Genomic DNA, 21,093 nt, shown 5'->3' with positions numbered 1-21,093 from the left:
GATGCCATGTCAGAAGGAAAGATTATTAAAGCATTGAGCGGATTTTACTATGTGCTTTCTGGTGAGAGTATTATTCAATGTCGTGGAAGAGGAGTTTTCCGAAAAAAAAATGTGACTCCTCTTGTCGGGGATTATGTCGTTTTTCAATCTGAAAATGAAACGGATGGATACATCATGGAAGTGAAGCCGAGAAAAAATGAACTCATCCGTCCCCCGATCGCCAACATCGATCAGGCGATATTGGTTTTTTCCGCAGCTCGGCCGGATTTTAGTTCGCTGCTTCTGGACCGTTTTTTAGCAGTCATTGAAGCGAATGACATTACTCCTGTCATTTGCATTACTAAGATGGATTTGCTATCTAAGGAGGAGAAGGAAAAGATCGACTGGTACATTGATGGGTACCGGTCGATCGGCTATGAGGTTTTTCAGTTGTCGGCGGTGACCGGAGATGGGCTGAAACAGTTAGACCCATTAATTAATGGGAAAATCAGCGTGTTGGCTGGACAATCAGGTGTCGGAAAATCTTCTCTGCTCAACTCGCTGCATCCTTCATTGGAAATAAAGACAGCGGACATTTCCGATCATCTTGGCAGAGGTAAGCATACGACGCGCCATGTTGAGCTTCTTCAAATAGGGGGAGGCCTCGTGGCCGATACCCCGGGATTTAGTTCATTGGAGTTTCCAGAGATGGAAGCAGCCGATTTGCCGTTTTCATTTCCGGAAATACAACAATACGGAGAAAATTGTAAATTTCGGGGTTGTCTGCATATAAATGAACCGGGTTGTATGGTGAAGCTGGCAGTCGAATCAGGAGAAATTCGCCAATATCGCTATGATCATTATCAGGACTTTTATTATGAAATAAAGAATAGAAAGCCGAGGTATTAACGATGAAGATAGCACCATCGATTCTAGCAGCAGATTTTTTGAAACTAGGGGAAGAAATAAAGGAAGTGGCAGCGGCGGGAGCGGATTATATTCATATTGATGTCATGGATGGACATTTTGTTCCAAACATCACGATGGGGCCCGGTACTGTTGCTGCCATCAAATCTGTGACGGATCTGCCGCTTGATGTTCATTTGATGATAGACAATCCCCATCAGTATATAGCAGACTTTGCCAAAGCAGGAGCGGATTATTTAACAATCCATGTTGAAGCCGATCCGCATCTTCATCGGACGCTCCAAGAGATACGAAAACACGGTGTCAAGCCGGGGGTTGTATTGAATCCAGCCACTCCAGCCGAATCCATCAAATATGTTTTGGAAGACATCGACATGGTTTTATTAATGACGGTCAACCCGGGTTTTGGTGGACAGTCATTTATTGAATCAGTCCTTCCTAAAATAACAGAAATTAAAAAGATGGCGGATGAGAAAGGACTGGATTTGGAAATCGAAGTGGATGGAGGAATCAATTCCGAAACTGCCCGTTTGTGTCAGGAAGCAGGTGCGAATGTATTTGTTGCCGGTTCTTTCATCTTTAATCAGACTGATCGAAAAAAAGCGATAGCAGACATTCGAAAGCAACTGGGACAATGATGACGGGCAGTGCGGGTCAATTGAAAAAAACAATTCATATCGTTGCCGGAGGACCGGAACCATTAATTCCGGATTTATCGGAAAACAAAAATGAAAACATCGTATGGATTGGTGTTGACAGGGGAGTCCAAACGATTATGCGTGCGGGTCTCTATCTGGATTTGGCTGTTGGCGATTTTGACTCGATTAGTCAAGAAGAATGGGAAAAGATTGAACGTGAAGTAGCGTCACTACGACGGTTTAAGCCGGAGAAAGATGAGACGGATATGGAATTAGCCATCATGTGGGCATTGGAAATGAACGCATCTACTGTGAAAGTTTTCGGAGGAACAGGAGGCCGTCTTGATCATTTCATGGCTAATGCGTTGATGTTGGCTAAATTCAAGCAGGTTCATCCTGATATCCATTTTGAAATGATTGATGTTCAAAACAATCTTTCGGTGTATTTGCCGGGCAGTTATGAAATAAAACAGGATAGGAAGAAGTTTGTCTCCTTCATACCGGTTTTTTCAGACGTATCCGGAGTGACATTGGAAGGATTCAAATATCCCCTCAATCATCATTACGTTCCAGTCGGTTCCTCCTTATGCATCAGCAATGAACTTATTCAGGAAACTGGTCATTTTTCATTCGAAAAAGGCATACTTATGATGATAAGAAGCAAGGATTAATATTGGTTTGAATGAATCGGGCATGTGTACTTATGTATAGATCATGAATATGATATGAGTGAGAAAATGTCAGTTTCTTGATAGTTATGAGGAGGGAACCTGTATGAAGTTCTATACAATCAAGCTTCCGAGGTTTTTAGGGGGAATTGTGAGGGCAATGCTAGGAACGTTTAAGAAAGATTAATTTAAAAGCGTGAGCGCCTGTTCATCGGCGTACACGTACAGACTGGAGTACCTGCGACGAGATAAAAGAAACACGGCACGAAGTCTGCTAGTCGATAGGCGCTGAAGCTGGATGTAAGTTAGGCTGAATGCTATATTTTTCTTGCAAATAAGTTTGGAAAGGAAAAGAGGCACCTGTTCTGAAGGTGCCTCTTTTGTGTTCTAAACTTAGGTTTCTTTTTGACAGTTCCGTTCAGCTTCAGGCCAGCACAAGGATCATGCAAGCAATAGGGATGCTTCACATAAAGTGATTAAGTACCTGCTCACAATTCGTCTTGATTGTCGCCTAAGGCTGAATGGTTTACACTTTTGTATTATACTCTTTCGACTTTACCTGATTTAAGAGCGCGAGCTGAAACCCATACACGCTTTGGTTTTCCATCGACCAAAATGCGTACTTTTTGAAGGTTTGCACCCCAAGTGCGTCTATTGGCATTCATTGCGTGTGAACGTTTGTTGCCTGTGCTTGTTTTACGTCCTGTAATAACACATTTTTTAGGCATTGATGATTCCCCTCCTGTCACTGGCATTACCATAAATAATCGAATGATTATTTCATCCTTTTTTATGAAAAGATACTTTAATAATTTATCATAGAAAGGCCCGCAATGCAACAAATCATTCAACTCTGTCATGCCTCTTTCCTTGACAGCAGCTACCGGCTTGAAAATTGCCTCTGTGTTTCCGCTTTTAAAATGGAACCCGTTATAGTAATATAATCATAGCTCTAGCACAAAAATGGATATTTAACTTCATTCAGCAGAAGTCTCCCACTTCTGCAAGTGGTGAGATGAATGGATATTGGTACTCCATTCAGTGGGGGTACAAACCCCGGCTGAATAAAGTTAAAGCCTCCGGCGGATGCCACAGATTTTCAGAGGAAATTTATCGAGAGGAGCTCGATAAAATCTGGGCGCAAATACGCCAAGGCGCATTTGATAAAGTCACTAAATGATAAACGCCATCTTTTCGTTGGCTTATTTCTGTGTTACTCATGTATTTAACAGGGAGAACTTCCCTAAAAACACCCACGTCCAGTGGGGCACTGAAAGTCACCATAACCGCTGGAAGTCAGCTGCTTGAAACTTTGCTGCACGACCTTCTTGCTTCTGAGTTTTGCTCTTTGAACACGCACTAAAAGGAACAAAAAGGTACGTGATCATTAAAATAGGGGGGATATTTTGTGTCCATTGAAATGAAAACAAAATTTGGCCAAATTGATATTTCCAATGAAGTGATTGCTACGATTGCCGGCGGAGCTGCCATCGATTGTTACGGTATCGTCGGGATGGCTTCTAAAAACCAGATTCGTGACGGCTTGACCGAAATTCTTAGAAAAGAAAACTTCTCCAGAGGAGTTGTCATTCGTCAGGAAGAAGATGCACTGCATATTGATATGTACATTATTGTGAGCTACGGAACGAAAATTTCTGAAGTGGCCTTTAATGTACAATCAAAAGTCAAATATACTTTGAAAAAAACTATCGGAATGTCTGCCGATACAGTCAATATTTATGTTCAGGGGGTTCGTGTGACGAATCCGTAATGAGGAGGAAAAGTTTGTGTCGATAACATCTTTGGATGGGAACCGCTTTGCTGAAATGATTTTAAGCGGGGCGAATCATTTGTCAGCAAATGCTGAAATCGTTGATGCTCTAAATGTTTTTCCCGTACCGGACGGTGATACGGGTACGAATATGAAGTTATCCATCACTTCCGGTTCAAAAGAGGCCCAGGCGAATAAGCAGGACCATATAGGAAAGGTTGGTGCATCCTTTGCCAAAGGTCTGCTGATGGGGGCCCGGGGGAATTCGGGTGTCATTCTGTCCCAGCTTTTCAGGGGATTTTCTAAAGATATAGAGCATAAGTCAACCATCACAGGAGTGGAATTTGCCCATGCATTGAAAGCTGGCATGGAAACTGCCTACAAAGCGGTCATGAAACCTGTCGAAGGTACCATATTAACAGTGGCCAAGGATGCTGCGAATAAAGCTGTTCATGCTGCTGGAAAAACGGATGATCTCATAGAAATCATGGAAAGAACATTAGAAGAGGCAAAAAAGTCGCTGGAACGAACGCAGGACCTTCTGCCAGTACTGAAAGAAGTTGGAGTCGTAGACAGCGGCGGCCAAGGACTTGTATTCGTTTATGAAGGCTTTTTATCATCCCTTACAGGGAAGGAACTTCCCGGACCAGGGCCGGCCGTCCCATCAATGGAAGAGCTGGTCAACGCACAGCATCATCAAAGTGTACACGGCTTTATGGATACAGAAGATATTGAATTCGGGTATTGCACCGAGTTCATGGTGCGGCTGGAAGATGGCAAACGGCCTTATGATGAAGATGAATTCCGCTCGGACCTTAGCCAGTTCGGTGATTCCCTTCTTGTGATTTCAGATGATGATGTGGCGAAAGTCCATATTCATTCGGAACGTCCCGGCGAGGTGTTATCGTACGGACAGCAATACGGCCCTTTGATCCACATGAAGATTGAAAACATGAGGGAACAACATAGCGCCCTCACGAAAGAAAATCCGGCGGGACAAGCTCCTGTGAAGGAAAAACAAGAGTATGCCATTATTACCGTTTCCATGGGAGAAGGCATCAAGAAACTGCTTAAAAGCATTGGAGCTTCTGCTGTTATTGAAGGCGGTCAAACGATGAACCCAAGCACCGAAGATATCGTAGAAGCTGTAAAATCGGTAAATGCAAAAAACATCATTATCCTGCCAAATAATAAAAATATCATTATGGCTGCCGAGCAGGCTGCTGAAATTGCGGAAGAGAATGTTGTCGTTGTTACATCAAAGACACTGCCTCAGGGAATGGCAGCGATTCTTGCTTTTAATCCGACCGCTTCACTTGAAAATAATCAACACGGTATGACGGAAGCAATGGAGGATGTAAAAACGGGGCAGGTTACCTATGCAGTGAGAGATACCACCATTGATGGGGTAAAAATCTCTAAAGATGATTATATGGGAATAGCAGATGGCAAAATTGTAACGTCTGGCCCCCAGCTATTGGATACTGCTAAAAACCTGCTGAACGAAATGATTGATGAAGACTCGGAAATTTTGTCGATTCTTTATGGCGAGGATGCGGACAAGTCTGAGCTGGATCAGCTCGTCGAGTTTGTTCATCAAAATTTTCAAGACGTTGAAGTGGAAGTTCATGATGGAGGGCAGCCGGTATATACCTACATTTTTTCTGTTGAATAAATTACTGATTGAGGAGGGCAGTTTGCAGATCATGAATAATCCATTGGATCAAGATGTGACAGTTTTAAAAGGAATAGGCGATGAGACCGCCGCTCAGCTAGCAGACCTGGGTATTCATACAATCCGCGATTTACTGTACTATCTTCCTTATCGATATGATGACATGAGGCTGCGTGATCTGTCCGAGGTAGAACATGATGAGCGCATTACGATTGAAGGGAAGGTTCATAGTGAACCTTCCCTTGTCTATTATGGAAGGAAACGTAATCGGCTGACTGTACGTCTGCTTGTTGGAAGATATTTAGTGAAAGCGGTCATGTTTAATCGCGGCTACCTGAAAGGGAAGCTGCAGCTGCAAAGTACGATCACTGTTACCGGGAAATGGGATAAACACCGCCAAACCATCACTTGCAATGAGGTAGTGCTCGGCCCCCATGAAGGAGTTCAGGATTTTCAGCCGGTATATGCTGTAAAAGGCCAATTAACGGTGAAAGCTTTGCGCCGCTTTATTAAAGAGGGGTTTGAAACTTTCAACGGCTACATTGAGGAACCCCTTCCTACATCTTTTTTGGAAAAATACAAGCTAGCTGGCATTGCTGATGCATTGAAGTTTATGCATTTCCCGGAATCGGGAACCGAAATGAAACAGGGGCGCAGACGTTTCGTGTACGAGGAATTTCTTTTATTCCAACTGAAAATGCAAGCTCTTCGCAGGAAGAGGAGAGAAGGTACCCGGGGTGTCGGGCAAAACTACGACATTCACAAACTGAAAACCTTTCTATCTTCCCTTCCTTTCTCCCTTACGAATGCTCAGAAAAAAGCAGTGAATGAAATTTGTTTTGATCTGAAATCCCCTTATAAAATGAACCGGCTGCTCCAGGGAGATGTCGGTTCAGGTAAAACAGTTGTTGCCGCCGTGGCGCTCTTTGCCAGTGTAACTGCTGGTTACCAGGGGGCCCTCATGGTGCCGACTGAGATATTGGCAGAACAGCATGTGGAGTCGCTTCAAAATATTTTTTCCCATACGGATTTATCGATTGAACTTCTGACAAGCTCTGTAAAAGGGAAAAAGAGAGAAGACATATTAAATCGTCTTCGGGACGGTGAAATAGATATCATGATCGGTACTCACTCCTTGATACAGGAAGATGTAGACTTCCATCATCTTGGCCTTGTTATTACGGATGAGCAGCACCGCTTTGGCGTGGAGCAGCGCCGAGTCTTAAAGGAGAAGGGAGAAAGCCCGGATGTCTTGTTCATGACAGCCACGCCTATTCCTCGGACATTAGCTATTACAGTGTTCGGGGAAATGGATGTTTCAATTATTGACGAGCTTCCAAAAGGAAGAAAGCCGATTGAAACGTATTGGGCCAAGCATGACATGCTGGATCGGGTATTAGATTTCATGGAGAAAGAACTTCGTGAAGGAAGGCAGGCCTACGTCATCTGTCCATTAATTGAGGAGAGCGACAAACTGGATGTCCAAAATGCCATTGATGTTTATGATATGCTGTCCAATCATTTCAAAGGCCGTTTTAAGACAGGCCTGATGCATGGTCGTCTGCCTGCAGCCGAAAAAGATGATGTCATGAAAGCATTCAGCAAAAATGAGATTCAGCTGCTCGTGTCTACAACTGTAGTGGAAGTTGGAGTGAATGTGCCGAACGCGACGTTTATGATGATTTATGATGCGGAAAGATTCGGATTGGCTCAGCTTCATCAACTGCGTGGCCGGGTTGGAAGGGGAAGTAGCCAATCTTATTGTATCTTGCTTGCGGATCCGAAAACGGAAATTGGGAAAGAAAGAATGCAGATCATGACTGAAACAAATGACGGATTTGTTTTAAGTGAGCGTGATCTGGAATTGAGGGGCCCGGGTGATTTTTTTGGAAAAAAACAAAGCGGTCTTCCGGAATTTAAAGTGGCTGATATGGTTCACGATTACCGTGTCTTAGAGATCGCAAGAAATGATGCGGTGGAGCTGATAAAATCCGAGTCTTTTTGGAAAGATGAGCAATTTTCCTCGTTAAGAAACCATTTGGAAGAGTCGGGAGCTCTGTCCGAAGAAAAACTTGACTAAGTAGTATAGCTGCCGATTTAATAGTTGCAAGCTGGCAGAGCATTTTATATACTACTATTAGTACCAAGTCTTAATATCGGGAAATGATGTGAATCAAATGAAGCCTTCGAAAAAGGAAAGACAGAGATTGCTCATAGAGACGATAGAGGCCAACCCTTTTGTTACGGATGAGGAGCTCGCCGAAAAGTTTATGGTGAGCGTGCAGACAATCAGGCTGGATCGTATGGAGTTGGCAATACCCGAATTGAGGGAAAGAATAAAAACTGTGGCAGAAAAACATGTGGAGAATGAGGTGAAATCACTTCCGATGAGTGAAGTGATCGGAGAAGTGATAGACCTCAACCTGGATCAAAATGCGATTTCCATATTTGATGTCCGGGAGGAGCATGTTTTTACCCGCAATTCCATCGCTCGTGGCCACCATTTGTTTGCCCAAGCTAACTCACTTGCAGTTGCGGTGATTAATGAGGAGCTTGCTTTAACCGTTAGAGCAAAAATCCATTTTAACCGGTCTGTAAAAGTGGGGGAGAGGGTAGTGGCAAAAGCGAAGGTGCGCCCTTATAAAAAAAACGATAAACGCACAATCGTGGATGTTGAGAGCTTTGTAGGCGGGGAACTGGTATTCAGGGGAGAATTTGAAATGTATCGTTCCAGTGAATAAGAACGGCCCAGCATCTTGTATTGAATAAAATATTCCCTGCCTTAGTTTTGAGAAAAAGGGAGATAGTGATGAAAATAGCAATTGATGCCATGGGCGGCGATCACGCGCCAAAAGAGATTATTCTCGGCGTAAACAAGGCAGTCCAGGATTTTTCTAATATTGAATTTATTTTATATGGTGATGAGGAACAGATAAAGCAGCATCTTCAGTCAAATGAACGGGTAACGATTGTTCATACGAGTGAAGTGATTAGCGCAACGGATGAGCCGGTCAGAGCTGTGCGCCGGAAGAAGGAAGCGTCCATGGTGAAAATGGCTCAGGCTGTTGCTGACGGCGAAGCCGATGCCTGCATATCTGCAGGGAATACAGGTGCACTGATGACTGCCGGTTTATTTATTGTTGGCAGAATCAAAGGAATCGAACGGCCTGCATTGGCGCCCACCCTTCCAACTCTTGATGGAAAAGGATTTTTGATGCTTGATTTAGGAGCAAATGCGGATGCAAAGCCTGAGCATCTGCTTCAATATGCTTTCATGGGGCAGATATATGCAGAAAAGGTGAGGAATATTGAAAAGCCAAGGGTCGCATTGTTAAACATCGGATCTGAGGCCAATAAAGGTAACGAATTAACGAAAAAAACATTTGAACTTCTAGAGGAGTCTGAAGTTAATTTTGTAGGGAACATTGAAGCGCGGGAATTGCTTGAAGGACATGCAGACGTTGTTGTAACGGACGGCTTTACCGGAAATGTCGTCCTTAAGGCCATAGAAGGGACGGCTGCTTCCCTCTTTTCAATGTTAAAATCAACATTTATGAGCGGTCTTAAAAATAAGCTTGCTGCCGGATTGATTAAATCCGACTTGATCGAGCTGAAAAATAAAATGGATTATTCGGAGTATGGAGGGGCTGCACTGTTCGGGCTGAAGGCTCCAGTTGTTAAAGCTCACGGATCCTCCAATGCAAACGCGGTCTACCATGCCATTCGCCAAACGAAGGAAATCGTGATGAATGATGTGGCTGGAACAATAAAAACCGCGGTTGCCAAACAAAAAGAATAAAGGGGTTAGAGGACATTGGGGAAAATAGCATTTATCTTTCCAGGCCAAGGCTCACAGACCGTTGGCATGGGAAAAGAAGCGGCTGATACGAATGAAAAGGCCAAAAAGATTTTTGATCAGGCAGATGAACGACTGGGATATTCGCTCTCTTCTATTATATTTGAAGGTCCTCAGGAGAAGTTAACATTAACGGCCAATACGCAGCCAGCTCTTTTGACGACAAGTATTGCCTTTTTGCAAAGCTTGACAGAAGCAGGCATCACCCCTGACTATACAGCGGGTCACAGTCTTGGTGAATATACAGCGCTTGTTGCGAGCGGAGCAATCGATTTTGCGGATGCCGTTTATGCTGTACATAAACGCGGCGAATATATGGAGGAAGCCGTTCCGGACGGAAAAGGAACGATGGCCGCTGTTTTGGGTCTTGATAGAGGCATTCTTCAGGAGGTTTGCGAAAGTGTTTCCGAAGAAGGGGACGTCGTTCAGTTGGCCAATCTGAACTGTCCTGGGCAAATTGTTATTTCAGGAACGGTGGAAGGAGTTCAAAAGGCTGGTGAAAAAGCAAAAGAACAGGGAGCAAAACGCGTCCTGCCTTTGCAAGTTAGCGGTCCTTTCCATTCAAGTCTCATGAAGCCGGCGGCGGAAAAATTCGGCAACATTTTAAATGAGATTTCCATCCGAGATGCAGCTGTCCCTGTCGTCGTTAATGTGACAGCTGCACCTGAAACAGCAAAGGAAGCATTCCAGGAAAAGCTGATTGAGCAGCTATATTCCCCGGTATTGTGGGAAGATTCTGTGCAAAAGCTTATTGATTTGGGCGTAGATACATTTGTTGAAATTGGTCCTGGAAAAGTATTGTCTGGATTAGTGCGAAAGGTAGATCGAAAGGTTAGAACAATTTCTGTCCAAGATCCGGAAAGCTGTCAAGAAGCTATAGAATTATTAAGGGGGGAATAGCATGAAACTGGAAGGAAAGGTAGCACTCGTAACGGGAGCCTCAAGAGGAATCGGCAGAGCAACGGCCATTACGCTGGCGGAAGCAGGAGCCGATGTAGTTATAAATTACGCTGGCAGTACCGATAAAGCCAATGAAGTGGCAGAACAAATAAGAGCTCTTGGAAGAGAAGCTATTACTTATCAGTGCAATGTGTCGGACAGTGAGGCAGTGCAAACGATGATTAAGGATACAGTAGCAAAGTTTGGAAGGCTTGACATTCTTGTGAACAATGCCGGCATCACCAGGGATAATCTTCTGATGAGAATGAAAGAGAATGAATGGGATGATGTGATTGACACAAACTTGAAAGGAGTCTTCCTTTGCACGAAAGCTGTCACAAGGCAGATGATGAAACAGAGAAGCGGCAGAATTATTAATGTTGCATCTATTGTAGGTGTCATCGGAAACCCTGGACAGGCAAACTATGTGGCGGCAAAAGCAGGAGTAATTGGCTTAACGAAGTCAACAGCCAGAGAACTTGCATCTCGCGGCATCACAGTCAACGCTGTTGCACCTGGATTTATTTCGACAGACATGACGGACCAATTAACAGACGAGCAAAAGGAAGCGATGCTGCAGCAAATTCCTCTTGCTCAGTTTGGACAAGCTTCAGATATTGCCAATACAGTATTATTCCTTGCATCGGACGATTCCAATTATATTACCGGCCAGACCATACATGTTGATGGCGGAATGGTCATGTAATGGATGAAGAATATTTTATTTTTACCGTGTTTCGATTATAATGTCTTGAGGGGAGGTGAACCGGATGGCAGATATTCAAGAAAGAGTGACTAAAATTATCGTTGACCGTCTTGGAGTGGAAGAATCTAAAGTTGAATTGGAATCTTCTTTCAAAGATGATCTTGGAGCTGACTCGCTTGACGTTGTAGAACTTGTCATGGAATTGGAAGATGAGTTTGATATGGAAATTTCCGATGAAGATGCTGAGAAAATTGCTACAGTCGGCGACGCGGTTAATTACATAAAAAGCAATAGCTAGTCGTTGGAAACTAAATGTCCCGTTGATTACCAGCGGGGCTTTTTCTACTTTAACTTTACCTTATAAGGTGGATAGACAATGAGAAAATTAAGAAAAGATGCAAAAGCGGCGGAAAGAGAGGCCCACCTGTTTAAAAAGCTGCAGGAGCGTACAGGCATTCATTTCTCAGATGAAAAACTTTTAAAGAAAGCTTTTACACATTCATCCTATGTGAATGAGCATCGTAAAAAGCCGTATGAAGACAATGAACGCCTTGAATTTCTGGGTGATGCTGTATTGGAATTGACAGTCTCCCAATTTTTATATGAAAAATATCCCATGATGAGCGAAGGAGAATTGACGAAATTAAGAGCGGCCATTGTTTGTGAGCCATCTCTTGTCACTTTTGCCAACGAACTGGAGTTTGGTGAAGCCGTCCTGCTCGGAAAAGGGGAGGAGATGACGGGGGGAAGGAAAAGGCCTGCATTGCTTGCGGACGCCTTCGAAGCATTCATTGGCGCTTTATACCTTGATCAAGGATTGGAGAAAACTAAGTCATTTTTGGATGAGGTTGTTTTTCCAAAAGTAGAAATAGGTGCTTTTTCTCATGTGATGGATTTTAAAAGCCAACTACAGGAAGTTGTCCAAAGAGACGGTTCCGGCACCCTTGAGTATCAAATTTTAAAGGAACACGGCCCAGCACATAATCGGTTGTTTGAGTCACAGGTGGTTCTAAATGGAGAAGTGCTAGGTGAGGGAAAAGGCCGCTCCAAGAAAGAGGCTGAGCAGCACGCTGCGCAAATGGCCCTTGGAAAATTGAATGCACAGTGATACATGGTAAATGAAAAGGAGGAAAAATATTGTTCCTCAAACAGTTGAACCTTTATGGTTTCAAGTCATTTGCAGAAAAGACAGAACTTGAATTTGTCCCTGGTGTGACTGCAGTTGTCGGGCCAAATGGCAGCGGAAAAAGTAATGTCACTGATGCCCTTCGTTGGGTTCTTGGAGAACAATCTGCCAAATCGCTGCGCGGTGGGACGATGGAAGATGTCATTTTTGCCGGCAGTGATACAAGAAAAGCCCTGAATTACGCTGAAGTGTCCATTATTCTTGATAACCAGGAAGGAAGGCTGCCCATTGATTATAATGAAGTCAGTGTAAAAAGGCGGGTTTTCCGAACGGGAGAAAGTGAATTCTTCATAAACGACAACCCTTGCAGATTGAGGGATATTGTTGAACTGTTTACAGACTCGGGTTTGGGCAGGGAAGCTTTTTCCATCATCAGTCAGGGAAAAGTGGACCAAATTTTAAACAGTAAACCCGAGGAACGCCGGACGATTTTTGAAGAGGCAGCAGGTGTACTTAAATATAAACAGCGCAAGAAAAAGACTGAAGAAAAGCTTGCTGAAACGGAAGAAAATCTCAATCGCGTTCAAGATATCCTTCATGAATTGGATGGCCAGCTTGTTGTATTGAAAGAACAGGCGGAAACGGCTGAGCAATTTCTCGCGAAGCAGAAAGAACTAAAGCAAGTTGAGGGAGCCCTCATTGTTCGAGAAATTGAGAGTCTGTATGCCAAGTGGGAAAAAGTTAAAGGTGAGCTTGAAACACAAACGGATTCAGAAATTAAGCTGTCCAATGAAATACACAAGCTTGAAATGGCAACGGATGAAGAAAGAAAAAGCCAAAATGAATTGGATGAGAAGGTCAATGGCCTTCAGGAGGAGTTGCTTTCGGTTTCTGAGCATTTGGAGAAACTGGAAGGAAGACGCCAAGTGCTTCAGGAAAAAAGCAGGAATGCAATCCGCAATATGGACGTGCTGAAAGACAAGATCGAGAGTGAACAGGAAAAAAATAACGAATTGTTGAAGGAAAAGAGTAAAACAGAACAGATCATTTCACAAAAACAGACTGTGGCCGATGAACTTAACAAACAGTTGTCGGAAAAAAAACGGGAAATGACTCAGTTGGATGACACGCTTGACCAAACAATTGAATCGTTAAAAAGTGACTATGTTGATCTTATGAATGAGCATGTCTCAGATAAAAATGAGCTTCAGTATATTGAAAAGCAATTAGACCAGCAAGGAATCAAACTACAAAGACTTGCAGCAGATAAAGAGAAATATGAGGAAGAAAAGATTTCCGTAGAAAAAAAGATCGAAGACAAGCAGAAGAAGCTGCGGGAGCTTAGAGACCGGATTAATGCATTTGAAAACGAGCAACAGCAAATTCTAAAGGAATTGGACTCTCTCAAAGAACAAAGGGAGCATCAGCAATCAAGGCTCTTTCAATTGTACCGTGATAACCAGCAAATGAAAGCAAGAAAAGAAAGTCTTGAGACTATGGAGGAAGATTATACTGGCTACATGCAGGGTGTACGTGAGGTGCTGAAAGCTAAAGGAGCACTTTTACAAGGCATCGAAGGAAGTGCAGCCGATCTTATCCATGTGCCGAAAGAACTTGAAACAGGGATAGAAACGGCCCTCGGCGGTGCAGTCCAACATGTGGTGGTCCAAACTGAAGCCGACGGACGTGAAGCAATCAATTATTTGAAAAAGAATCGGTTGGGACGAGCTACATTTCTTCCTTTAAACGTCATAAAACCGAAGTATCTTAGCGCAAGCCAGAAGGCCGGGCTTCGTCGCCATAGCTCATTTCTGGGGGCGGCCGCGGACCTTGTAGGGTGCGAAAAGAAATATGAATCAGTCATCAGGTATTTGCTCGGAAATGTTGTTGTTGCAAAAGATTTAAAAGGGGCCGGGGAGTTGGCCAAGCTGGTTGAATATCGGCTTCGTATCGTTACCTTGGCCGGGGAAATCATCAATCCGGGAGGATCCATGACAGGAGGAGCTTCCAAACAAAAAAGGAGCTCTCTGCTAGGAAGAAAGAATCAGCTTGAACAAATCAAAAAAGAGCTGGCTGTTTTGGAACGGGACATATCTTCCACTGAAATCGCTGTAAATACCATCAAACAAAAAATGACTGATTTCGAAAATCGGGTTTCTCTTGGTCAGGAGGAAAAGAAAAAGCTGGAAAGCACGCTTTATGAGCTTCAATCAGAGGCTGCACGATTGGATATTGCATTGAAAAATACTCAAGAGTTTCTTTCTATCAGCGAGATGGAAACAAAAGAGATTGCTGCAGAAGGTGAAACATTAAAGCTCCGAAAAGAAAAAATGGCTGCAGAGTTAAAAAACAAGGGACAGTCTATTCTTTTATTGGAAGAAAAAATAAAGGGCCTTACGGAAGAGAAAAGCTCACAACAAAGCTCAAAAGACCAGCTTTTGACTGCGATCAATCAATTGAGTATACAAACTGCCCAGTTAGAGGAGCAGTTGGTTGCGGCAAAATCCAATCTTAAGCGGATCGATTCTTCAATTGAACAAACCAGCCTTCAGGGAGAAGCAGCTGAAAAAGAATTGAAGGCTCTTGAGGTTGAAAATGAGGATATATTAGGCCAAGTGGCTGAGCTCCAGAAAGAAACAGAAAAAACTCAGGAGATTAGAGAGGAAACGCTGCATACTATTTCAATAAGCCGAAACGAAAGAGCGCGGCTTCAGGAATCCGTCGCTGGCAAAGAAATTGAGTTAAAAGAACTGATGAGGCAGCAAAAAAGATTTGCAGATAAATTAAAAAATGAAGAATTAAAAGGGAACCGCCTCGAGCTTGAGATGGAGAATCTCATAAAGACGTTGAGAGATGAATTCACCATCTCATTTGAGCGTGCCCAAAAGGTGTTTTCTTTATCACTTGAGGTGCCTGAAGCGGAACAAAGACGGGATGCGCTTAAAAGGGAAATATCAGAGATTGGAACAGTGAACATAGGGGCAATCGAGGAATATGAAAGAGTAAATAGTCGAAGTCAATTTTTATTCGAACAGCAGACGGATCTTATGCAAGCGAAAGAAACGCTATACCAAATTATGGATGAAATGGACGATGAAATGACAAAGAGATTCGGCAGTACTTTTCAATCCATACAACAAGCATTTCAAGGTGTATTCTCCTCGTTGTTTGGCGGGGGAAGAGCTGAACTGAGATTGACAGAACCCGATGATTTGCTCCATACAGGTGTTGACATCATTGCACAGCCGCCGGGTAAGAAGCTGCAAAATTTAAGCTTGCTGTCAGGTGGAGAAAGATCTTTTACTGCAATCGCATTGTTGTTTTCAATCTTAAAAGTACGGCCGGTGCCTTTTTGCGTATTGGATGAGGTTGAAGCAGCCCTTGATGAGGCAAATGTCATTCGTTTCAGCGAATATTTGAAGAAATTCAGTGAAAACACCCAGTTCATCGTGATTACCCACAGGCAAGGAACAATGGCGGGTGCTGATGTCTTATATGGGATCACTATGCAGGAATCGGGTGTGTCTAAGCTTGTATCCGTCAAATTGGAAGAAGAGCGGATGATGGCACAAATATAACAATTGAGGTGAGGCAAATGAGCTTTTTCAAGAAGCTGAAAGACAAATTCACAGCTTCCAGTGACTCCATCTCGGAAAAATTTAAAGAAGGGCTTGTAAAGACCCGTGATAATTTTTCCAATAAAATCAATGATCTGGTTGCCCGTTACCGCACGATCGATGAAGATTTCTTTGAGGAACTGGAGGAAATATTGATTCAGGCGGATGTCGGGTTTGAAACGGTCATGGAACTTGTGGAAGAACTGAAATCGGAAGTGAAGAGAAGAAATATAAAAGACCCGGCGGATGTCCAATCTGTTATATCTGAGAAACTGATAGAAATTTATGAATCTGGGGAAGAGAATCTGAGCACCCTTAATATTCAGGAAAATACTCTTACTGTCATTTTGTTCGTCGGGGTGAACGGGGTTGGAAAAACAACGACCATCGGCAAGCTTGCCCATAAATTCAAAACGGAAGGGAAAAATGTACTGCTTGCTGCAGGTGACACTTTCCGTGCTGGTGCAATTGAACAGCTTGAGGTTTGGGGAGAGCGTGTAGGAGTCGATGTCATTAAGCAGGCAGAGGGGTCAGACCCTGCTGCTGTCATGTATGATGCTGTGCAGGCTGCCAAGTCCCGCAAAGTGGATATACTACTGTGTGATACAGCAGGCCGCCTCCAAAATAAAGTCAATCTGATGAACGAGCTTGAAAAAATAAAAAGAGTGATCGAGCGTGAAATTCCGGGAGCACCTCATGAAGTCCTCCTTGTGTTGGATGCTACGACAGGACAAAATGCTCTTATTCAGGCGAAAACGTTCAAAGAAGCGACAGATGTCAGTGGGATCGTCTTATCCAAACTAGACGGAACAGCGAAGGGCGGTATCGTACTGGCAATCAGAAATGAAATGAACATTCCGGTGAAATTTGTCGGTCTTGGCGAGCAAATGGACGATCTTCAGGTCTTTGACCCTGAAAAATATGTATATGGGCTATTTTCCGATGCCATTGAAACGGCTGAGGATTGAATTTAAAGGAATTAACCTTGACGCGGCAAGAAAAAGAGTATATCATTTAAAAAGTGTAAAGGTTTTTGACTTAACAAGGTGGAGATTTAAAATATGCTTGAGAAAACAACGCGAATGAATTATTTGTATGATTTTTATCAATCGTTGTTGACTTCGAAGCAGCGCAGCTACATGTCCCTTTACTACCGTGATGATTATTCGCTTGGTGAGATTGCCGAAAACTACGGAATCAGCCGTCAAGCAGTATACGACAATCTTAAAAGAACAGAAATTTTGTTAGAAGAGTACGAACAGAAACTTTCTTTGTTCTGGAAATTCGAAGAGCGAGGGAAATTGATCGCTTTGATTAGACAAGGTGTGAATGAAAATCCGGATGACAATGACAAACTGAACCGTTATTTGGATGAATTAGAGGAATTGGATTAGGGGGCGGAGATCAATGGCATTTGAAGGATTGGCCGACCGCTTGCAAACGACCATCCAAAAGATCCGCGGCAAAGGAAAGGTGACCGAAGCGGACGTCAAACAGATGATGCGCGAGGTGCGTCTTGCACTGCTGGAAGCGGATGTCAACTTTAAAGTAGTCAAACAGTTTGTGAAAAAAGTAAGCGAAAGAGCGGTAGGCCAGGAAGTGATGAAAAGTCTCACTCCAGGCCAGCAAGTCATCAAAGTCGTTAAGGAAGAGCTCACAGAGCTCATGGGCGGTGAGCAGAGTAAAATCGAGGTAGCGAAGCGTCCACCGACCGTTATTATGATGTCAGGCCTTCAAGGCGCAGGTAAAACGACAACGACAGGCAAGCTTGCCAATCTGCTGCGGAAAAGCTACAATCGCAAACCGTTTCTTATTGCGGCGGATATTTATCGTCCTGCAGCAATCAAGCAGCTTGAAACAATCGGAAAACAACTGAATATGCCTGTCTTTTCACTCGGGGACAAGGTCAGTCCGGTAGAAATAGTTCGCCAGGGTATTGAAAAGGCGAAAGAAGAGCATTATGACTATGTTCTCATTGATACTGCGGGGCGCCTTCATATTGATGAAGAGTTGATGCAGGAATTAAGGGATATCAAGGAATTGGCTCAGCCTGATGAAATATTCCTAGTTGTGGATGCCATGACTGGGCAGGATGCCGTGAATGTTGCCGAGAATTTCAATGAGCAGCTTGATATCACAGGGGTTATTTTGACCAAGCTTGACGGGGATACCCGTGGGGGAGCCGCTCTATCCATTCGTTCAGTTGCCCAAAAGCCGATCAAATTTGTCGGTATGGGAGAAAAAATGGATGCTCTTGAGCCATTTCATCCTGAAAGGATGGCCTCGAGGATACTCGGAATGGGCGACGTGCTGACACTAATTGAGAAAGCGCAGGCTTCCGTCGATGAAGAAAAGGCAAAGGAAATGGAACATAAATTCCGCACGGCTTCCTTTACTTTTGATGATTTCCTTGACCAGCTTGGGCAGGTAAAAAACATGGGACCACTGGATGAGTTAATCAAAATGATGCCTGGTGCCAATAAAATGAAAGGCCTGGACAATATACAGGTCGATGAAAAGCAAATCGGGCATGTTGAAGCGATTATCCGGTCCATGACAAAAGAGGAAAAGGAAAATCCTGAAATTATCAATGCCAGCAGACGCCGGCGGATCGCCAAAGGAAGCGGTAGGACGATCCAGGAAGTCAACCGGCTGTTGAAGCAATTTGAAGAAATGAAGAAAATGCTCAAACAGATGAGCGGAATGCAGCAAAAAGGCAAAAAGAAGGGATTTAAATTCCCGTTTATGTAAACATCAAAAGCGCCTGTTTAATAGGCGTATAGGCAAGTTTCGATGTAAATTTTTAATGTGTTAAGAAAAAACACTTTACAAACAAAACACAGATTGATATTATACTGATTTGTGTAAAACAATTCGGAGGTGCTATGTAAAATGGCAGTTAAAATTCGTTTAAAACGTTTAGGAGCAAAGAAATCTCCTTTCTATCGTATCGTTGTTGCAGATTCTCGTTCACCACGTGACGGAAGAATCATTGAGGAAGTAGGCACATACAATCCAGTCGCTCAGCCTGCGATTGTTGACATCAACGAAGAAAGTGCCTTAAAATGGCTTCAAGATGGTGCGAAACCATCCGATACAGTAAGAAATCTGTTCTCCAATCAAGGTATCATGGAGAAATATCATAACGCTAAAAATAGCAAATAAACGTGATAAATATGCAGGAATTAATTATGTCGATTGTAAAACCGATTGTGGATCATCCTGAAGATGTTCAAATACGGATGGATGAAAGCGAAAAGCGTATTACTTATCACTTGTCCGTTCATGAAGATGATATTGGAAAAGTGATCGGAAGACATGGCAGGGTGGCTAAAGCCATCAGAACGGTCGTCTACGCTGCAGCAGGATCAAAACAACATAAGAGGATTTTTTTAGAGATCGACGAATAAGGGGGCTGAAAACACCCCCTTTTTTTATAAGGAAAAAAGCAAGTATTGATTCGATTGGATATTACGGTATGTCTAACTACAAGCGCCTTGCGCTTTTCTTAAACATTAAAACTAGGCGGAGGATGAGATTGTGAAAATTATTCAAACAGTCACCGTCAAACAGGTTTTAACTGAAAAAAGCAGAGAGGAACTTTCTGTCAAATATACAAAATCGAAACAACAGCTTCAAAAAGAGTGTGACCAATTGTTGTTTGAAATGAAAAAACTTGAAAGAACAAGGAAATTCTCTGCCTCCGGTCTTAAAGCACAGTTTGATAAAGAAATCGAGCTGCGCAAGGAAAAGATTAAGTTGATTGACTTTCAGATTGAACAGCTTGGGATGCTTCCATATGGAAGTGAGCTTAAAGATCAGGACGTCCAGGCTTTGGTGGACATTCAGGTCGGAGATCAATGGGAAGATATCATTAATGGAAAAACGATTATTGTCAAAGACGGAGTCATAGCAGAGATCAGGGAGAGGTGAAACATGGAAAATTGGTTTAATGTTGGGAAAATCGTCAATACACATGGCATCCGTGGTGAAGTACGGGTCATTTCCTCTACCGATTTCCCAGATGAAAGATATGCCCCCGGCAGCACCCTTTATCTATTCCCCGGAAACCATAAGGAACCGACCCCATTAACAGTTAAAACACATCGAAAGCATAAGAACTTTGATCTTCTTAGTTTTGAAGGGTATGAAAATATCAATGATGTTGAGAAATGGAAAAATACCATATTAAAAATAAAAGAAGATCAGTTGACCGAGCTTTCTGAAGGAGAATATTATTTCTATGAAATTATTGGCTGCCATGTTGTTACTGAGCAGGGAGAAGAAATTGGGGCTGTAAAAGAAATTTTGACTCCTGGAGCAAACGATGTATGGGTTGTTGGCGGCAGCAATGGTAAGGATATATTGATTCCTTATATTCCTGATGTTGTAAAAGAGGTATCCATTGAAGATAAAAAGATCATCATAGATCCTATGGAGGGTTTATTGTCATGAGGATCGACATATTGACTCTTTTCCCTGAGATGTTTACAGGAGTATTAGGGTCTTCCATTTTAAAAAAAGCTGCTGAAAAAAATTCAGTTGCCTATCATCTTACGAATTTCCGTGATTTTTCCACAAATAAACATAAAACCGTCGATGACTATCCATACGGTGGTGGAGCAGGCATGGTGCTCAAACCCCAGCCGATCTTTGACGCGGTATCCCATGTGAATAAAGAAAGTGGGGAATCACGCGTCATTTTGTTGTGTCCGCAGGGTGAGCGTTTCAACCAAAGGAAAGCGGAGGAACTGGCGAAAGAGGATCATTTAATCTTTATATGCGGGCATTATGAAGGGTATGATGAACGGATAAGGGAACAGATCGTCACGGACGAAATTTCCATCGGAGATTTTGTTTTGACAGGCGGGGAATTGGCTGCGATGGTCATCATTGATTCTGTTGTGCGGCTACTGCCGGGAGTATTGGGGAATGAAAATTCGGCTGTGGAAGATTCTTTTTCCACTGGCTTGCTGGAACATCCCCATTATACAAGGCCAGCAGATTTTCGAGGAATGAAGGTTCCAGACGTATTGTTATCCGGCAACCATAGTAAAATTGAAGAGTGGCGGTTGAACGAATCTTTGAAAAGGACAAAAGAACGCCGGCCGGATCTCTATGAAAAATACATTCATGCCCAAGAGGAAAAAGAACGGCCAGAATGATAGAAAACTGCTTCAAAAATTAATTG

The 21,093-nt window shown here is 43.1% G+C and carries 24 protein-coding genes; 23 read left to right on the top strand and 1 reads right to left on the bottom strand.

All coding sequences use genetic code 11. From position 1 onward, the window contains the following. The first annotated feature begins 6 nt into the window (after positions 1-6). The 4 genes from rsgA (at position 7) to spoVM (ending at position 2,399) form a co-directional block, all read left to right on the top strand. Positions 7-888 carry a ribosome small subunit-dependent GTPase A gene (gene rsgA / locus D5F11_RS05510; protein ID WP_120115206.1) on the top strand — a complete coding sequence of 294 codons (882 nt, stop codon included), beginning with the start codon at positions 7-9 and terminating at the stop codon, positions 886-888. Positions 889-890: 2 nt separating this feature from the next. Then, positions 891-1,544, top strand: a complete 654-nt coding sequence (rpe, locus tag D5F11_RS05505) for a ribulose-phosphate 3-epimerase (RefSeq protein ID WP_120115205.1) — start codon at positions 891-893, stop codon at positions 1,542-1,544. Between the two features lie 20 nt (positions 1,545-1,564). Further along, positions 1,565-2,215, top strand: coding sequence for a thiamine diphosphokinase (locus tag D5F11_RS05500; protein ID WP_120115319.1), 651 nt, complete (start codon positions 1,565-1,567; stop codon positions 2,213-2,215). Between the two features lie 103 nt (positions 2,216-2,318). Continuing rightward, a complete protein-coding gene (gene spoVM / locus D5F11_RS05495; RefSeq protein WP_018705181.1) occupies positions 2,319-2,399 on the top strand; it encodes a stage V sporulation protein SpoVM in 81 nt (26 codons plus the stop codon). Between the two features lie 352 nt (positions 2,400-2,751). On the opposite strand, the gene rpmB is transcribed toward spoVM, so the two are convergent. Further along, positions 2,752-2,940 carry a 50S ribosomal protein L28 gene (gene rpmB / locus D5F11_RS05490; protein ID WP_120115318.1) on the bottom strand — a complete coding sequence of 63 codons (189 nt, stop codon included), beginning with the start codon at positions 2,938-2,940 and terminating at the stop codon, positions 2,752-2,754. Positions 2,941-3,227: 287 nt separating this feature from the next. Between rpmB and D5F11_RS26005 the strand changes: the two genes are divergently transcribed. The 19 genes from D5F11_RS26005 (at position 3,228) to trmD (ending at position 21,067) form a co-directional block, all read left to right on the top strand. Next, positions 3,228-3,392 carry a hypothetical protein gene (locus D5F11_RS26005; protein ID WP_185830518.1) on the top strand — a complete coding sequence of 55 codons (165 nt, stop codon included), beginning with the start codon at positions 3,228-3,230 and terminating at the stop codon, positions 3,390-3,392. A gap of 228 nt (positions 3,393-3,620) precedes the next feature. Continuing rightward, positions 3,621-3,983: an Asp23/Gls24 family envelope stress response protein gene (locus D5F11_RS05485; RefSeq protein WP_120115204.1), complete on the top strand. Its 363-nt coding sequence runs from the start codon at positions 3,621-3,623 to the stop codon at positions 3,981-3,983. Positions 3,984-3,999: 16 nt separating this feature from the next. Beyond that, on the top strand, positions 4,000-5,658 hold the full coding sequence (locus D5F11_RS05480) for a DAK2 domain-containing protein (protein ID WP_120115203.1): 1,659 nt from the start codon (positions 4,000-4,002) through the stop codon (positions 5,656-5,658). A 31-nt stretch (positions 5,659-5,689) separates the two neighbouring features. Continuing rightward, positions 5,690-7,738, top strand: a complete 2,049-nt coding sequence (gene recG, locus D5F11_RS05475; RefSeq protein ID WP_120115317.1) for an ATP-dependent DNA helicase RecG — start codon at positions 5,690-5,692, stop codon at positions 7,736-7,738. Positions 7,739-7,835: 97 nt separating this feature from the next. Then, on the top strand, positions 7,836-8,399 hold the full coding sequence (gene fapR / locus D5F11_RS05470) for a transcription factor FapR (protein WP_120115202.1): 564 nt from the start codon (positions 7,836-7,838) through the stop codon (positions 8,397-8,399). Between the two features lie 68 nt (positions 8,400-8,467). After that, a complete protein-coding gene (gene plsX / locus D5F11_RS05465; RefSeq protein WP_120115201.1) occupies positions 8,468-9,457 on the top strand; it encodes a phosphate acyltransferase PlsX in 990 nt (329 codons plus the stop codon). Between the two features lie 15 nt (positions 9,458-9,472). Beyond that, positions 9,473-10,414 (top strand): ACP S-malonyltransferase, encoded by a 942-nt coding sequence (gene fabD, locus D5F11_RS05460; RefSeq protein ID WP_120115200.1) that lies wholly within the window; start codon positions 9,473-9,475, stop codon positions 10,412-10,414. A 1-nt stretch (position 10,415) separates the two neighbouring features. Next, positions 10,416-11,159 (top strand): 3-oxoacyl-[acyl-carrier-protein] reductase, encoded by a 744-nt coding sequence (gene fabG / locus D5F11_RS05455; protein ID WP_120115199.1) that lies wholly within the window; start codon positions 10,416-10,418, stop codon positions 11,157-11,159. Between the two features lie 64 nt (positions 11,160-11,223). Further along, positions 11,224-11,457, top strand: coding sequence for an acyl carrier protein (acpP, locus tag D5F11_RS05450; protein WP_120115198.1), 234 nt, complete (start codon positions 11,224-11,226; stop codon positions 11,455-11,457). 78 nt (positions 11,458-11,535) lie between these two features. Then, positions 11,536-12,267, top strand: a complete 732-nt coding sequence (rnc, locus tag D5F11_RS05445) for a ribonuclease III (protein ID WP_120115197.1) — start codon at positions 11,536-11,538, stop codon at positions 12,265-12,267. 29 nt (positions 12,268-12,296) lie between these two features. Further along, entirely contained in the window at positions 12,297-15,863 is a 3,567-nt protein-coding gene (gene smc / locus D5F11_RS05440; RefSeq protein WP_120115196.1) for a chromosome segregation protein SMC, read from the top strand. A 17-nt stretch (positions 15,864-15,880) separates the two neighbouring features. Then, on the top strand, positions 15,881-16,870 hold the full coding sequence (gene ftsY, locus D5F11_RS05435) for a signal recognition particle-docking protein FtsY (protein ID WP_120115195.1): 990 nt from the start codon (positions 15,881-15,883) through the stop codon (positions 16,868-16,870). A 93-nt stretch (positions 16,871-16,963) separates the two neighbouring features. Beyond that, entirely contained in the window at positions 16,964-17,296 is a 333-nt protein-coding gene (locus D5F11_RS05430; protein WP_120115194.1) for a putative DNA-binding protein, read from the top strand. A 13-nt stretch (positions 17,297-17,309) separates the two neighbouring features. Beyond that, positions 17,310-18,653: a signal recognition particle protein gene (gene ffh, locus D5F11_RS05425; RefSeq protein WP_120115193.1), complete on the top strand. Its 1,344-nt coding sequence runs from the start codon at positions 17,310-17,312 to the stop codon at positions 18,651-18,653. 141 nt (positions 18,654-18,794) lie between these two features. Then, complete coding sequence (rpsP, locus tag D5F11_RS05420) at positions 18,795-19,067, top strand: 30S ribosomal protein S16 (RefSeq protein ID WP_120115192.1); 273 nt, start codon at positions 18,795-18,797, stop codon at positions 19,065-19,067. An 11-nt stretch (positions 19,068-19,078) separates the two neighbouring features. Beyond that, the gene (locus tag D5F11_RS05415) at positions 19,079-19,312 is read left to right on the top strand and encodes a KH domain-containing protein (protein WP_120115316.1); all 234 of its coding nucleotides are present in this window, start codon (positions 19,079-19,081) and stop codon (positions 19,310-19,312) included. Positions 19,313-19,442: 130 nt separating this feature from the next. Beyond that, complete coding sequence (locus D5F11_RS05410; protein ID WP_120115191.1) at positions 19,443-19,835, top strand: YlqD family protein; 393 nt, start codon at positions 19,443-19,445, stop codon at positions 19,833-19,835. 3 nt (positions 19,836-19,838) lie between these two features. Further along, positions 19,839-20,357 carry a ribosome maturation factor RimM gene (gene rimM / locus D5F11_RS05405; protein ID WP_120115190.1) on the top strand — a complete coding sequence of 173 codons (519 nt, stop codon included), beginning with the start codon at positions 19,839-19,841 and terminating at the stop codon, positions 20,355-20,357. Beyond that, positions 20,354-21,067, top strand: a complete 714-nt coding sequence (gene trmD / locus D5F11_RS05400; RefSeq protein WP_120115189.1) for a tRNA (guanosine(37)-N1)-methyltransferase TrmD — start codon at positions 20,354-20,356, stop codon at positions 21,065-21,067. Before rimM ends, trmD begins: the two co-directional genes overlap by 4 nt. Positions 21,068-21,093 lie beyond the last annotated feature (26 nt).

The organism is Siminovitchia terrae (assembly GCF_003605405.2).
Classification (GTDB): Bacteria; Bacillota; Bacilli; order Bacillales; family Bacillaceae_C; genus Siminovitchia; species Siminovitchia terrae.
This window is presented reverse-complemented; position numbering and strand designations above follow the sequence as displayed.